11 protein-coding genes are annotated in these 14,355 nt (G+C 74.2%); 8 read left to right on the top strand and 3 right to left on the bottom strand.

The window, feature by feature from the left end:
- Positions 1-4: 4 nt before the first annotated feature.
- The gene (locus tag AB0F29_RS19535; RefSeq protein ID WP_361873590.1) at positions 5-466 is read right to left on the bottom strand and encodes a MarR family winged helix-turn-helix transcriptional regulator; all 462 of its coding nucleotides are present in this window, start codon (positions 464-466) and stop codon (positions 5-7) included.
- 216 nt (positions 467-682) lie between these two features.
- On the opposite strand from AB0F29_RS19535, the gene AB0F29_RS19540 reads away from it, so the two are divergent.
- The 5 genes from AB0F29_RS19540 (at position 683) to AB0F29_RS19560 (ending at position 8,048) form a co-directional block, all read left to right on the top strand.
- Positions 683-1,648 carry a glycosyltransferase family 2 protein gene (locus AB0F29_RS19540; protein WP_361873592.1) on the top strand — a complete coding sequence of 322 codons (966 nt, stop codon included), beginning with the start codon at positions 683-685 and terminating at the stop codon, positions 1,646-1,648.
- 3 nt (positions 1,649-1,651) lie between these two features.
- Positions 1,652-3,034 carry a polysialyltransferase family glycosyltransferase gene (locus AB0F29_RS19545; protein ID WP_361873594.1) on the top strand — a complete coding sequence of 461 codons (1,383 nt, stop codon included), beginning with the start codon at positions 1,652-1,654 and terminating at the stop codon, positions 3,032-3,034.
- A 70-nt stretch (positions 3,035-3,104) separates the two neighbouring features.
- Complete coding sequence (locus AB0F29_RS19550; RefSeq protein ID WP_361873596.1) at positions 3,105-4,493, top strand: tetratricopeptide repeat protein; 1,389 nt, start codon at positions 3,105-3,107, stop codon at positions 4,491-4,493.
- Positions 4,490-6,916 (top strand): polysaccharide pyruvyl transferase family protein, encoded by a 2,427-nt coding sequence (locus AB0F29_RS19555; RefSeq protein WP_361873598.1) that lies wholly within the window; start codon positions 4,490-4,492, stop codon positions 6,914-6,916. Before AB0F29_RS19550 ends, AB0F29_RS19555 begins: the two co-directional genes overlap by 4 nt.
- A gap of 58 nt (positions 6,917-6,974) precedes the next feature.
- Positions 6,975-8,048, top strand: coding sequence for an acyltransferase (locus AB0F29_RS19560; protein ID WP_361873600.1), 1,074 nt, complete (start codon positions 6,975-6,977; stop codon positions 8,046-8,048).
- A 49-nt stretch (positions 8,049-8,097) separates the two neighbouring features.
- Here AB0F29_RS19560 and AB0F29_RS19565 read toward each other — a convergent pair whose 3' ends face one another.
- A complete protein-coding gene (locus AB0F29_RS19565) occupies positions 8,098-9,516 on the bottom strand; it encodes a polysialyltransferase family glycosyltransferase (RefSeq protein ID WP_361873602.1) in 1,419 nt (472 codons plus the stop codon).
- Positions 9,513-10,496, bottom strand: coding sequence for a glycosyltransferase family 2 protein (locus tag AB0F29_RS19570; RefSeq protein WP_361873604.1), 984 nt, complete (start codon positions 10,494-10,496; stop codon positions 9,513-9,515). The genes AB0F29_RS19565 and AB0F29_RS19570 overlap by 4 nt, the downstream gene beginning before the upstream one ends.
- A 208-nt stretch (positions 10,497-10,704) precedes the next feature.
- Between AB0F29_RS19570 and AB0F29_RS19575 the strand changes: the two genes are divergently transcribed.
- From AB0F29_RS19575 to AB0F29_RS19585, 3 genes are all read left to right on the top strand, one after another.
- Positions 10,705-12,087 carry a DUF6716 putative glycosyltransferase gene (locus AB0F29_RS19575; RefSeq protein WP_361873606.1) on the top strand — a complete coding sequence of 461 codons (1,383 nt, stop codon included), beginning with the start codon at positions 10,705-10,707 and terminating at the stop codon, positions 12,085-12,087.
- 74 nt (positions 12,088-12,161) lie between these two features.
- Positions 12,162-13,403 carry an acylneuraminate cytidylyltransferase gene (locus AB0F29_RS19580; protein WP_361873690.1) on the top strand — a complete coding sequence of 414 codons (1,242 nt, stop codon included), beginning with the start codon at positions 12,162-12,164 and terminating at the stop codon, positions 13,401-13,403.
- Positions 13,404-13,415: 12 nt separating this feature from the next.
- On the top strand, positions 13,416-14,348 hold the full coding sequence (locus AB0F29_RS19585) for an N-acetylneuraminate synthase family protein (RefSeq protein WP_018956009.1): 933 nt from the start codon (positions 13,416-13,418) through the stop codon (positions 14,346-14,348).
- Positions 14,349-14,355: the final 7 nt, after the last annotated feature.

Below are 14,355 nucleotides of genomic sequence, written 5' to 3' on the forward strand. Positions count from 1 at the left end.
GCCCTCAGTGGTGCCAGGCCTTTCCCCCGACGTTGTGGATCATCCGCTGGAGCACCTTCAGCGCGGCGACGAACTCCGCCTCGGGGATGCCCTCGTGGATCTCCGCGCTCGCCCGGGTGACCCTGGCGACCGCCTTCTCGCGCAGCGCCCGCCCCTCGGGGGTGGTCCGCAGCCGGGCCCCGGAGTCCTCGGTGACCAGCCCCCGTTCCAGGAGGCTCTCGACGGCCTCCTCCATGCCGTCCGCCCCGGTGTCGAGGTAGCCGCTGAGCATGGTGACCAGCTCGGCCCGGTCCCGCCCCTCCTCGTCCGCACCGTCCAGTTGGTTCAGCACCCACCAGGGAGGCTGGGTGAGTCCGTGTTCGGCCAGCGCGGAACGGATGTGGGTGACCGTCGCCTCGTGCGCGGCCCAGCTCCAGTAGCCGATCGGCTGGCGGGCGAGTCCTGCGTCGTCGTGTGAGTAGTTCATGCCTCAGAACGTAGAACCTCAAGCAAAGTTGAGGTCAAGCCCCGTCGTCTGGCGTTCTCCGGCGTTCTCCGGCCCGCGCGCCCGGGACGTTCCCCGGCGCGCGTGCCCGGTCATTCCGCGGACGCGCAGAGTTCACCCGCTGTCGTGGCGGGCGTCACCCGATCCTCCCGCCGTCTCACTAGGTTGTCGGGACCATGATCGAAGGCGAGGGCACGCGTGCCGAAACTGTCCGTTGTCGTACCGCTCCACAATGTCGCGCCCTACGCTCCGACCACGTTGGGCAGCCTGGCCCGCAACGCGGACCCGGACATCGAGTTCCTGCTGGTCGATGACGCGTCCACCGACGGCACGCAGGACATCGTCGACCAGTGGGCCGAGCGGCTGCCGCGCGCCCGGGTGATCAGACACGGTACGAACGTCGGCATCGCGGCCGCCCGCAACAGCGGCATCGACGCCGCGGAGGGCGACTACCTCACCTTCCTCGACGGCGACGACTGGTACGCCCCCGGCCATCTGGACCGGCTCGTGCGCGCCGCCCAGGACCTCGACTGCGACTTCGCCCGCACCGACCACGTCCAGTCCACCGGCACCACCCGCGTCGTGCGGCGCGCCCCCGCGCCCCTCCGGGACACCTTGCTCGACCCCCGCGACGGGATCGGGGTGCCCGAGCGCGAGACCATGGTCGACTACCCGTTCGTCTGGGCCGGCATCTACCACCGGCGGCTCTTCGCCGACGGCGCCCAGCGCTTCGCCACCGAACTGCGCACCGCCGAGGACCGGCTGTGGATCTGGCAGCTCCATCTGCGCGCCCGCACCTACGCGGCGCTCGGGCTGTACGGCATCTTCTACCGGCGCGGGGTCACCACCTCCCTGACCCAGATCAAGGACGCCCGCCAACTCGACTTCTTCCCCGCCTACGACACGCTGCTCGACCAGCTGCGCACGGACCGGGACGCGAAGACCCTGCTGCCCAAGGCCGTCCGCACCTACTGCGCGATGATCGCCTTCCACAACGAGAAGGCCGACGACTACGAGCCCGCCACCGCCCGGCGGCTGCGCTCCGAGTCGGCCGCCGCACTGCACCGGATGCCGCAGGACGTGCTCGACCGCACCCTGACGATGATCGACGACAAGCGCGGCACGCTCCTCAGCCGTCTGCGCACCAAGCAGAAGGCCGCCTGACCGATGTCCGTACCCACGCCCGTACCCACGCCCGTACGTACGCCCCCGCGCACCCAGATCTTCCAGGTGTCCACCCTGTACGGGGCTGCCACCCTCGCCGCCGCGCTCGACGCCGGACAGTTCGGCCGGGCCACCGACAGCCACCGCATCCTGCTGGTCTCCAACAACGCGGCCGTCCCCGAAACGGCCCTGCGCCTGGAGGAGATGCGCGGTTACGGCTCCCTCGCCGCCCGCTTCGACGCGGTCGTCGACTGGAACGAGGCGATCAGCCCGCACCACCCCAGCGGCTGGGGTCCCCGCTCCGAGGAGACCGTCCTGTGGCAGCGGGCCTTCCGCCTGGCCTGGGACATCGCCCCCGACGCCCCTGTGGACCTGGCCGTCGAGTCCATCCAGGTCAACCCGGCCCGCGCGCTGGCCGCGATCTTCTCCGAGAGCGCCGTCCACGTCTACGCCGACGGCCTGATGAGCTACGGCCCCACCCGCAACCGGCTGCCGCAGTCCATCGCCTGCCGCGTCCGGCGGGTCCTCCACCTCGACCTGGTCACCGGGCTGCGCCCGCTCCTCCTCGCCGAGGCCGGCGTCGAACCGGAACTCGTCCCCGACGACGCCTTCCGCGCCGTCCTCTCCGAGATCGCCGCCGCCGCCGACGGGGACAGGCAGCTCGCCGCCGCCGCAGCCGCCGCCCCCACCGCGATGCTGCTCGGCCAGTACCTCGCCGCCCTCAGCATCCTCACCCCCGAGGAGGAAGAGGACCTGCACGTGCGGATGTTGCGCGGAGCCGCCCGCGCCGGGCACACCTCCATCCTCTTCAAGCCCCATCCCACCGCCCCGGCCACCTACTCCCGCGCCCTGGACGAGGCCGCCGCCGAGGCCGGCGTACGGCTCACCACCCTGGACGGCCCCCTGCTCGCGGAGACGCTGTACGAGCGGTGCGCGCCCACCCTGGTCGTCGGCTGCTTCTCCACCGCGATGTTCACCGCCGCCGCCTACTACGGCATCCCCGTCGCCCGCGTCGGCACCCGCCTGGTCCTCGACCGCATCACCCCGTACGAGAACAGCAACCGCGTCCCGCTGACGATCACCGACCACCTCGTGCCCGACCTGGACGCGCACGGCGCCGGGGCCGTCCCCCTGCTGCCGCGCACCGCCCCGGACACCCTCGCCCCGCTGGTGAGGACCGTCGGCTACTGCATGCAGGCCAAGCTCAACCCCGGGCTGCGCCCCGACGCCGAGACCTGGCTGCGGGAGCGGCTCGACCCCACGACCCAGCACTACTTCAAACGCCGCCGCCTCCAGAGCCTCACCCTGCCCGGCGGCGGCCCCCGGGGCGCGGCGGTCCGGCTGCGCCGCACCGTACGGCGCACCCGCAGCACCCTGGGCCTCTGACCCGGGGCCGGGGCGCGGACCCGGGCCGGCGTCCGACCCACAGCCCGACTCACAGAACGGCGGAACGAGCATGGGCCAGACCCTCACCGGGCTGCTCACGTCAGTACGTGCCCTGGCGGGGCGGCCGGGAACACCGGCTGCGGGACGCCCCGGCGGCGGACCGGACCCGGCGCTCCCGGCCGCCCTGCGGCTCTGCGGTGACCACCTCGCCGCCCTCGCCGCCACCGGCCCCCTCACCGACGCCCGCCGCACCCGGCTCATCGCGTCGATCGGCGCCCTGACCACCGCGTGCTCCACCCCGGGCGCCGACGCCTTCGACGCGCTGCTGCGGACCGGGCAGCAGGCCCTGGACAGCGGGGGCGAGGCCGAGGCCCGCCTCTCCCTGGCCCTGGCCGACGAGGCGACCGTCGTGCGCCCCCGCTCCAAGGGCGCCTGGCGGCTTCGCGGCAACGCCCTGGACGCGCTCGGCCGGGGCGAGGAGGCGATCACCGCCTACGAACGCCACCTCGCGCTCCAGCAGAACACCGCCGCCTCCCGCGACGTCGAACGCCGGATCGCCACCCTCCGCGCCGCCGGGGACCGCATCGACGAGGCGCTGACGTTGTTCCGGGACACGGCGGGGGCCACCGGCACGGAGGCGTCCGGCGCGGTTACGGAGGCGTCCGGCGCGGACACGGAGGCGTCCCGCGCCGCAGCCCGCCTGTCGCGCCGCCTGCCCGCCGCCGAGGCCCGCGCCGCCTTCACCGACCTCGTCCGGCTCCGTACCGCCGAACACGGGGCGGGGGACCCGGCGGTCCGCCGGCTCGCCGCGCTCTACGCCGAGCACCGCCGGCTCTCGGACCGCGACCCGATGGGCGACCCGCTGCTGGGCGGGGCCGAGCCCATCGGCGTACCCGGGCTGCGCCGGCTCGTCGCCGGCCGCACGGTGTGCCTGGTCGCCGACACCCCGCGCACCGCCGAGCAGGAACTGCGGCCCGGCAGCCCGCTGGCCGCCCTGATCCAGGGTTACGACCTCGTCGTGCGCTGCGACGAGCCGCGCCACACCGCCCCCGCCGCCCGCACCGACCTGCACGCCTGCACCCTGCGCGGCGACACCCCGTGGAAGGGCCCCCGCTGGGACCGGCGGGCGGGCGCCCGGCTGGTCTTCGGCGACCCGCTCCCGCACTGGCGGCTCGCCCTGCGCAGCCGGCTCGTCCCCGGCGCCCAGGACCGGGTCGGCGACGCCACGCTGCGCCGCCCGCTGCACGACCCGGCGCTGCTCGGCGAGGAGCCCGGCGGCGCGGGACCCGCGAGCACCGCGTACACCGTGCTGCGGCTCCTCGACTTCCTGGGCACCCCGGCCCGGGTGGACCTCATCGGGTTCGAAGGACCGGCGGCCCTGTCCCCGCGCGAACGGGAATGGGTCGGGACACGGACCGCGAACACGGACGACACCGCGGTGAGGATCACCCTGCGATGACACACCCCGACCCCGCGACGACGAACGACTCCACGCCCGGCTCCTCGACCGGCCCCACAACGGGGCCCCTGGCCACGGCGACCGCATCCGCGACGGTGGCCGACTCCACCCCGGCGACCGCGGCCGCCGACGACCGCCGCGCCGTCACCGGGAAGCGCCGGATCGCCTTCGCCGTGTACGTCGCCGACGCGGACGAACTGCCCGGGCTCCACGCCCTCCTGCGCAGCCTCGCGCTGAGCGACCCGGCCCTCTGCGAGGACGTCGTCGTCCCGCACCCCGGCCTGCCGGACGCCGCCTTCGACGCCGCGCGCCGACTGCACCCCCGGCTGATCCCGCGCCCGGCCGGCGGACGCGACGACGTGTTCCGCCTCGACGGGTACGACACCGTGGTCGCCCTCACCCCCGCCATGGTCGTCCTCGGCCGGCTCGACGCCCTGCTGAGACTCCGTACGGGCGTGGCCGCCGTGCCGCGCCCCGGACCCGACGGCGCCCCGGACCCGCGCGGCGGCGTCCCCGACGACGGGCTGCTGGTGATCCAGCGCCAGGACCTCGGTCCGGTGCCGCCCGCCGCGAAGGACATCCCGGCAGGCCTCCTCGTACCTCTCGTACCCCTGGACTCCCGCGACGACTTCCCGGCGCGGCGGCTCCACGACGACCTGCCGGTCCCCGAGGACGTCGTCGTCCTGAACTTCGCGGGCGTTCCCGCGACCCGTGCCGGCTTCGCCCCCTCCCAGGCGGCCAGGGCGCGCTTCGACCTGGACGACGAGGCGTTCCGGGCCGCCTTCCTCGCCCTGCCCGGCTCCAAGCACCCCGATCTGCTGCTGCACCTCGCGCTCCCGTTCCCCTCCGGGCCCCGGCCGCCGATCGACCTGGTCCGGCAGCTCGCCGAGATCCACCGGGGACGCGGCCGGCACGACGAGGCCGTCGCCCTGCTGAGCGAGGCCGTCGCGGGCCGCCCCGACCTGCCGCGCTGCCACGAGACGCTCGGCGTCTGCCTGATGGCGCTGTCCCGGTACGAGGAAGCCGAGACACACCTGCTGCTGGCGACCGCCTCCCCGGACTTCGCACCCCGCGCCTTCGGCCAACTGGCCCGGCTGGCCTGGCTGCTGGGCCGCACCGAGGATGCCCGCGGCTATGCGCTCGCGGGCCTGGAAACCGACCCGGCCGACGCCAACTGCCGGGCCTGGTACGCCCGTACGGCCGCCTTGACCGCAGTCGAACGCAAGCCCGTCAGTACGCGGCCCGCTGAACAGCTCGCCCACGTCGCCCTGTTCGCGGACGGGGAGGAGAACGCGGGCGACAAGGTGCTGCCCGAAGCGGTCCGCAGCTGCTTCACCGCCGACACCGGCCCGGACCGCTGGCACCAGCAGCACGCGCACCTGCTGGTCGACGAGGCCTCCCTCGAACGCCTCAACGCCCGGCGGGCGGTGATCGTGGGGGGCGGCGGGCTCTTCCTCCCCGACACCGCGCCCAACGGCAACAGCGGCTGGCAGTGGAACATCCCCGACGATGTCCTCGCCCGGATCACCGCCCCGCTGGCGGTCTTCGCCGTCGGCTACAACGTCTTCGACGGCCAGCGCTACCGCCGCGAGCGGTTCGCGGCCTCCCTGCGGGCCCTGGTCGAGCGGTCCGCGTTCTTCGGGCTGCGCAACCACGGCTCCGTCGCCCGGGTCAGGGAACTGCTGCCCGCGTCGCTGCGCGAGAAGGTGCGCTACCAGCCCTGCCCCACCACGGTCGCCCGCCACCTCGACCCCCGCCTCGCCGAACCGGCCGCGCGTGAGGACACCGTGCTCGTCAACTGCGCCTACGACCGGGCCGGGCTCCGCTTCGGCCACGACTACGGGCACTTCCTCGCCGAGATGGCCTCGGCGATCCGTGCCGTGTCCGCGTCGGCCGAGGTCCGTTACGCCGCGCACATGCCCGCCGACGAACGCTTCGTCGACGACCTGCGCCGGGAGCACGGCCTCACGATTCCCGTGGAGCCCCTGTACCTGCTCTCCAACGACGCCATCAGGGACCTCTACCGGCGCACCCGGCTGGTGATCGGGATGCGCGGGCACGCCGGGATGATCCCCTTCGGCTGCGGCACCCCCGTCGTCAGCCTGGTCTCGCACCCCAAACTGGCCTACTTCCTGGCCGACATCGACCGGCCCGACTGGGGCGTCTCCGTCCACGAGCGCGCCCTCGGCGCCCGGCTCGCGGAACGGGCCCGCGCGGTCCTGGCCGACCACCCGGCGGCGGTGGCCGACGTCCACGACCGGCAGGACCTGCTCTGGTCGGTGACCCGGGAAAACCTCGCCCGACTGCGTGAACTCACCGGCCTGCCGGACCCGTTCGGCGACCCGGGCGCGGGCCGCGCGGTGCCCGCGCCCAGGTCCGCCGCCGACCGGGACCACGCCGCCCGCCCCGGGGGCCGGACGTGACGCCCGGCCCCACCCCGCCCGAATCCCTGCTGTGCGCCCCGTCCACCCCCTGAGGACCATGCCGACCACACCCCCCGCCCCCGCCCCGACGGTCCCGGAGACCCCCCGTCCCGTCCGCGAGCACCGCTACGACATCGACCTGATCCGGCTGCTCTGCTCGGTCGGTGTGATCGGCCTGCACGCCGGATCGGCCTTCGTGAACGCCGTGGGCCGGACGGCCTCGCAGGGGTCCGGCACCTACTGGGCCGGGCTGACCGCCGACTCCGTCGGCCGCTTCGCCGTGCCCCTCTTCTTCGCCATCGCCGGCTGGGTGGTCCTGGTCGGGGCCCCGCCGAAGGACGGCGCACGGCTGCGGCGGCGCATCGTGCGGATCGTGGTGCCCCTCGCCGTCTGGACGGCGCTCTACCTCGCCTGGGGCAGGCTGCGCGGAACCAACGACGACCCGGTGGGCGAGCTGGCGCTGGACTCCGTGTTCGCCTCGGTCCGCCCCGCCTACCACCTCTGGTACCTCTACGCCTACCTCCCCGTGATCATGGTCCTGGGCCTGATCGTGCTGGTCAGGTCGGGCAAGCGGCCGTGGGGACTCGGCGCGGTGCTGCTGGTCCTGGCGTCCGCGCCGTCGCTGTTCGGTGACCTGGCCGAGGCCACCGGCCGTGAACTGCCCCGCTTCGGCTGGGCGTTCGGGCCGTACCAGCTGATCTACGCGGTGCTCGGGGCGCTGCTGCTCGCCGCCCCTGCCGGTACGTTCGGCCGACGGCGGCTCCCGTGGCTGCTGCTCGCGGCGGCCGGACTGGCCGGGGTGATCGCGTACCAGCACGAGGTGCACTACGCGATCCCGTACGCCCACGTCCTGGTGGCGCTGTTCAGCTGCGGCGTTCTGATCTCCCTGCACGGCCTGCGCGTCCCGGAGCGGCTGCGCCCCACCCTGACCCGGCTGGCCGACGCGTCGTTCGGGGCCTACCTGGTGCACGTGCTCGTGCTCGGCGTCCTCACCGACGCCTTCGTCCGGGCGGACCTGGGAGGCCCGGCCGCCGCCGCGCTCGTGGCCGGGATCACGGTGGCCACGACGGCGCTGTCGTTCGGCGCGGCCATGCTGTGGGGCCGCGCGGGCGCGAGCAAGGTGCTGGGCTGACCCTGCCGCGTCCGCCGGGAGGGACTCCCCACCCCCCCCCAGCCGCTGCTCAGCCCCGGCCGTTCCGCAACGCCCTGGCCCGCCGGGCCACCCGGCGCAGGGCCGGACTGCTCCGCAGGAACGCCAGCCGGGCCGGGACCACTCCGGGCAGTGCGAGCGAGGCCAGGCGGCGGCGCTTGAAGTAGCGCCAGGTGTGGTCGTCCAGGTGCGTGGACAGATAGCGCTCGGCCGCCGCGCGCAGATCAGGGCGGACCCTCGGCCGCATCGCGAAGCCGACGGCCGCGAGTAGACCGTCCAACTCCGCTCCGGCGTACGGCATCTCCGTACCGTTGCGCGGCATCTCCACACCGGTGTACGGCGGCTGCGCACCGTTGTGCGGCATCTCCGCACCGGAGTACGGCGGCTGCGCGGCGACCGCCTCCGCGTCACCGAGCCCCGGAAACAGGGCGTCGGCTAGCGTCGCCGGTATCCGCTCGGCGTTCTCGTACGGGGTCAGCCGCTCCAGGAGCAGCCCCGTGCCGGCGGTCGCCACCGGGAGGCCGTGGAACCGGGCCGCCCCGAACAGGGCGGCCGAGGTGCAGCCGACGACCAGCGCGGGCCGCAGCCGGTGCAGCAGCACATCGGCCACGACGGGCCGCGCGGTGTCCAGCACGGTCAGCTCGACGCCCAGCAGGTCCGCCTCGGCGCGCAGCTCCGCCGGGTCCTCCCAGGGGGCGTACGGGTCCGGCGCGAACACCAGCCGGCGGTGGCCGAGGGCCGCGGCCCCGCGCACCATCTCCAGCCGCAGCCCCGCCTCCTCGGCCACCGTGATCAGCCCGGCCCCCGCGAGATCCTGCCCGAGCAGCAGCGCGGGCGACTCCACGGCGGGCAACTCCACTGCCGCGTCCGCCAGTTCTGCGACGACCTCGGTGATCGCCTCGGCCGGCACGGTCCGCTGCTCCACCCCGTACTCGCCCAGCAACAACAGGCGCGCCCCGGGAACCAGGTCCGGATGGAGCAGCCGCCGCACCCGGACCCCGGTCAGCGGGGGGATCTTCTCCCCGGTCGGGCCGTAGCCGCCGGGCCCCTCCGCGTACACATCGACCGGGACACCGGCGAAGATCTGGGTGAGGGCGCGGGCGGGACCGGCGTGCGGGGAGTCCACGACCAGCTCCAGCTCCTCGTCGCCGAGACCCCAGGCGCGCCGGAAGTGGCGCTCCCACAGCGGGGCGTCGTCGGCCCGGGGCAGCCAGCCGGCCGGGTGGAAGGGGAAGACCGCGTCGTTCCACGAGCGGACCTCGTCGAACCGGGCGCGCAGCCGCTCGAAACCGGCGGTCTCCGTGACGCCGGCGACGGCCTCCGGGGCCGGCCCCGTCCGGGACAGCAGCAGGATCCGGCGGTCGGGCCCGGTGAAGCAGCCCGCGTCGACCGCCGCGGCGAGCAGCACCGTCGCGGCGGGCGAGGAGGCGTGGAAGATCCGAATGGTCATGCGGCCGAGGCCCCCTTCGTGGCGACCATGCGGCGGCGCAGCCTGCGCACCCGGGTCGCTCGTGTCACGTCCATGGCGTCGAGAGCCTCGTCCAGCAGAGGCTGCGGCAGGCGTCCCAGGGCCGCCGCGCCGCGCGACTTCAGTTCGCGGGCCACGGCCGGTTCGAATTTTCCGAGGGCGCCCAGATGGTGGGCGATGACCGCGCAATACGTGCGCACGGCCTTCGGCAGCAGAGCGTCCGCGTCACGGTCGGCGGCCGTCTCGGCGATCACCTGGTCGAAAGCGCGCAGGAAATCGAGTTGGCGCACATCGCCGATCTGTGTCAGCGACGTGGCCACCCCGCGCCGGTAGAAATGGCTGAGCGTGCCCAGGACGGCGAAGGATTCCGCCTCCCGGTGCAGCCGCCAGATCCACGGCCGGTCCTCGGCCGTGCGCAGCCCGTCGGTGAAGTGCAGCAGCCCCCGGTCCAGCAGCCGCCGGTGGTAGAGACCCGCCCAGGCGAACGCGTAGTCCACCGACGTGGTGCGGTGCGCGGGCAGGATCGCGGCCCGGGGGTCGCTCACCACCCCGTGCGGCCCGTGCGGCACCCGGCGTACGGTCCGCGACCTGCCGTTCACCTGGACGTGGTCGGTGCGCACGAAGTCGCAGCCCAGCGCCTCGGTCCGGGCCACCAGCCGCTCGTAGTGCCCGGGGGCCAGCCAGTCGTCGCCGTCCAGGAAAGCGATGTACTCGCCGCGGGCGGCCTCCAGACCGGTGTTGCGCGCGGTCGCCAGACCGCCGTTCACCTCGTGCCGCAGGGCTACGGCCCCGGGGATCTCGTCGGCGGCCCGGCGCAGCAGCTGGGGTGTCCCGTCGGTCGAACAGTCGTCGACGAGAAGGAACTCGAAGTCCTCGCGGGCGTTGGCCCGCAGACTTCTGAGCGTGTCGGGCGCGTAGGCCCGCACGTTGAAGAACGGCACGATGACGGAGAGCTTAACCACGCGCATCACGTTAGGTGCGGCTCCGGCTCATTCCTTTTCCGTAATGCGCCCAGGAGGTGAACAACGCCCGTCGCTCAGGTGAATCACCTTTGCCGGAACCGGAATTGAGGCCCTTTTCGGTCCGTCCCCCCAATCGTCGGCTCGCTGTTAACCATCTGTTGCCATCACGTTGGGCCGCGCATCGAAATGCCTTCCTAACTTCTAGGACGTGCCCCCACGTACCAGCAATGAGGCCGTACCGGCCGAAACCCCCGCCGCGCCCCGACCGGCGCTGCGGGTCGCCGTCCTCGCCGACTCCGACACCCGGTGGAAATGGGGCGCGCTCACCGCGCGCCGCCTGACCGCCGGTGCGGACGGCCCGGACGCGCGGCCCGTCGAGGTCAGCGGGCTGCTGCTGCGCGGCCGGGCCACCCCGACGCCCCGCCAGCTCGCGGAGGTCGGCGAGGTCGGGATCGACGCAGGGCGGGTCCGCGAGGTCACCGCCGTCGAGTTCCTGCACACCGTGCGCGACGAGGGGTACGACCTCGTCGTCCTCGCCCTCGTCGGCGGCGGCGTCCAGGCCATGCTGCACGGTCTCGCCGCCCTCGGCCTGCCGCGCCGGCCCGTCGTCGTCACCGGATACGTCGGCGTCGTCTACGAGAAGCTCGCCGACGGGCTCCTCCTCCGCCACGGCGCGGACGTCGTCCTCGCCAACTCGGCCCACGACGCGGAGCGTTTCCGCGCGGTGTACGAGGGAGTGGGCGCCGACGCCTCGGCCGTCACGGAGGCAGCCCTCCCCTTCCTGGGCGGAGCCCCGTACCGCCCCGAAGAGGGCCGCGACACGGTGGTGTTCGCCGCCCAGCCCTCCGTGCCGGCCTCCCGCGCCGACCGTACGTACCTGCTCCGCAGGCTCGTCGAGCACGCCCGGCTGCATCCGCGCCGTGAGGTGCTGCTGAAGCTGCGCTCCAAGCCCGGCGAGCACACCACGCACATCGAGGAACTGCCCTACCAGAAGCTCGCGCAGAAGCTGCCCGGCGGGCTGCCGCCCAACTTCCGCCTGGTGTACGGGCACATGGGCGAGGTACTGGACCGCACCGACCTCCTCGTCACGGTCTCCTCGACCGCCGCGCTGGAGTCCCTCCACCGCCGCATCCCGACCGCCGTCCTCACCGACCTCGGCGTCCGCGAGACGCTCGGCAACCACCACTTCGTCGGCTCCGGGCTCCTCACCTCCTGGGACCGGCTCGACGGCGGGATTCGCCCCCGGCCCGACGGCCAGTGGCTGGCCGGTCAGGGCGTCGCCGCCGACGGCTCGTACGGCACCGCCTACGACACGGCCCGCGCCAAGGTGACCGGCCTCCTCGCCACCGGCCAACTCCCGCCACTGGCCCCCTACTACACACCCGCCACCGCCCCCGGCTACCTCCCCGGAATCCTCGGCCGCCACCACCTGGCCCCCGACGGCACGCCCCTGCCCGGGGCCGCCGCACCGCAGGAGCCCGGCCGGGTCCGGGGCGCGGTGCGCGAAACCGTCCGCAACGCGGCCCGGGGCGCCTACCGCCAGGGCGTCCAGCGCGTCGCCCCCGTGATCCGCCGGATGGGGGAGCTGTGACCACCCCCGCGGGAACCCCCGGGGCCTCGGGGCCCACGACTCCAGGAGCAGCCACCATGACCCCAGGGACAACGATGCGACCGCCCCCGACCGTCCTCGCCGTGATCCCCGCCCGCGGCGGATCCAAGGGCGTCCCCGCCAAGAACCTCGCCGAGGTCGGCGGCATCCCCCTGGTCGCCCGCGCCGTCCGTGCCGCGCTCGCCGCCCCCGAGGTCACCGACGTCGTCGTCACCACCGACGACGGGGCGATCGCGGAGGCCGCCCGGAGCGCCGCCGCCGACCTGCGGGCCGCCCACCGGCTGCACTGCGTCGAGCGCCCCGCCGCCATCGCGGGCGACACGGCCACCAGCGAAGCGGCCGTGCTGCACGCGATGGACGTCTACGAGGCCGAGCGGGCCCGGAGCGTCGACGTGGTCCTCCTCGTCCAGTGCACCAGCCCGTTCGTCTCCCGCGAGGACATCGACGGCGTCGCCAGGGCGGTGGCCCACGAGGGCGCGGACACGGCCGTCACGGTCGCCCCGTTCCACGGCTTCGTCTGGCGCGACGGGCACGCGGTCGAGGAGGGAACGTACGGCGTCAACCACGACAAGTCCGTACGCCCCCGCCGCCAGGACCGCCCCCAGGACCACCTGGAGACCGGCGCCGCCTACGCGATGGACGCGGCGGGCTTCCGCACCCACCGCCACCGCTTCTTCGGCCACACCGCCCTGGTCCCCACCGACCCGGCGCGGGTGCTGGAGATCGACGACCCGCACGACCTGGCCCGCGCCCGCGCGCTCGCCCCGCTCCTGGACCCCTCCCCGCTGCCCTCCCTCGCGGACGTGGACGCGGTCGTCCTGGACTTCGACGGCACCCAGACCGACGACCGGGTCATGATCGACTCCGAGGGCCGCGAGACGGTCGCCGTGCACCGGGGCGACGGCCTGGGCATCGCCGCGCTGCGCAAGGCGGGAGTCCCCCTCCTGATCCTCTCCACCGAGCAGAACCCGGTCGTCGCGGCCAGAGCCCGCAAGCTCCAGATCCCCGTCCTGCACGGCATCGACCGCAAGGACGAGGCGCTGAAGCGGTGGTGCGACGAGCAGTCCATCGCCCCCGACCGGGTCCTCTACGTCGGCAACGACGTCAACGACCTGCCCTGCTTTTCGCTCGCCGGCTGGCCCGTCGCCGTCGCGAGCGCCCACGACTCGGTACGCGCCGCGGCGCGCGCCGTCACGACCACCCCCGGCGGCTACGGCGCCATCCGCGAGATCGCGGCCTGGCTGCTCGGCCCCACCCTCACCACCACTCCCTCTGTCCCCACAGTCCCCACCGAGTAAGGAAGCACCACCATGAGCACCTCCCGCCTGCGCACCTTCGGCACCCGCACCGCCGGCCCCGGCAACCCCGTCTACATCACGGGCGAGATCGGCATCAACCACAACGGCGACCTCGACAACGCCATCGCGCTGATCGACGCGGCCGCCGAAGCCGGCTGCGACGCCGTGAAGTTCCAGAAGCGCACCCCGGAGATCTGCACCCCGCGCGACCAGTGGGACATCGAGCGCGACACCCCCTGGGGCCGGATGACGTACATCGACTACCGCCACCGCGTCGAGTTCGGCGAGGCCGAGTACACCGCCATCGCCGAGCACTGCGCCAAGCGCGGCATCGACTGGTTCGCCTCCCCGTGGGACACCGAGGCCGTCGCCTTCCTGGAGAAGTTCGACGTCCCCGCCCACAAGGTGGCCTCCGCCTCCCTCACCGACGACGAGCTGCTGCGCGCCCTGCGCGCCACCGGCCGCACGGTCATCCTCTCCACCGGCATGTCGACCCCGAAGCAGATCCGCCACGCGGTCGAGGTCCTCGGCAGCGACAACATCCTGCTCTGCCACGCCACTTCCACGTACCCGGCGAAGGCCGAGGAGCTGAACCTGCGGGTCATCAACACCCTCCAGCAGGAGTTCCCGAACGTCCCGATCGGCTACTCCGGCCACGAGACCGGCCTCCAGACCACCCTCGCCGCCGTCGCGCTCGGCGCCACGTTCGTCGAGCGCCACATCACCCTGGACCGCGCCATGTGGGGCTCCGACCAGGCCGCCTCCGTCGAGCCGCAGGGCCTGACCCGCCTGGTCCGCGACATCCGCACCATCGAGGCCTCCCTCGGTGACGGCGTCAAGAAGGTGTACGAGTCCGAGCTCGGCCCGATGAAGAAGCTCCGCCGGGTCGCGGGCGTCGTCGCCGAGACCGAGAACGCGCCGGCCCCCGAGCCGGTCGCGGTCTGAGCGCCGA

The organism is Streptomyces sp. NPDC026589 (assembly GCF_040638385.1).
GTDB lineage: Bacteria > Actinomycetota > Actinomycetes > Streptomycetales > Streptomycetaceae > Streptomyces.

What these genes read in the sequence shown, in the direction of transcription:
- AB0F29_RS19535 (WP_361873590.1), bottom strand. Translation starts at nt 466, where the DNA reads ATGAACTACTCACACGACGACGCAGGACTCGCCCGCCAGCCGATCGGC.
- AB0F29_RS19545 (WP_361873594.1), top strand. Translation starts at nt 1,652, where the DNA reads ATGTCCGTACCCACGCCCGTACCCACGCCCGTACGTACGCCCCCGCGC.
- AB0F29_RS19550 (WP_361873596.1), top strand. Translation starts at nt 3,105, where the DNA reads ATGGGCCAGACCCTCACCGGGCTGCTCACGTCAGTACGTGCCCTGGCG.
- AB0F29_RS19555 (WP_361873598.1), top strand. Translation starts at nt 4,490, where the DNA reads ATGACACACCCCGACCCCGCGACGACGAACGACTCCACGCCCGGCTCC.
- AB0F29_RS19560 (WP_361873600.1), top strand. Translation starts at nt 6,975, where the DNA reads ATGCCGACCACACCCCCCGCCCCCGCCCCGACGGTCCCGGAGACCCCC.
- AB0F29_RS19565 (WP_361873602.1), bottom strand. Translation starts at nt 9,516, where the DNA reads ATGACCATTCGGATCTTCCACGCCTCCTCGCCCGCCGCGACGGTGCTG.
- AB0F29_RS19580 (WP_361873690.1), top strand. Translation starts at nt 12,162, where the DNA reads ATGCGACCGCCCCCGACCGTCCTCGCCGTGATCCCCGCCCGCGGCGGA.
- AB0F29_RS19585 (WP_018956009.1), top strand. Translation starts at nt 13,416, where the DNA reads ATGAGCACCTCCCGCCTGCGCACCTTCGGCACCCGCACCGCCGGCCCC.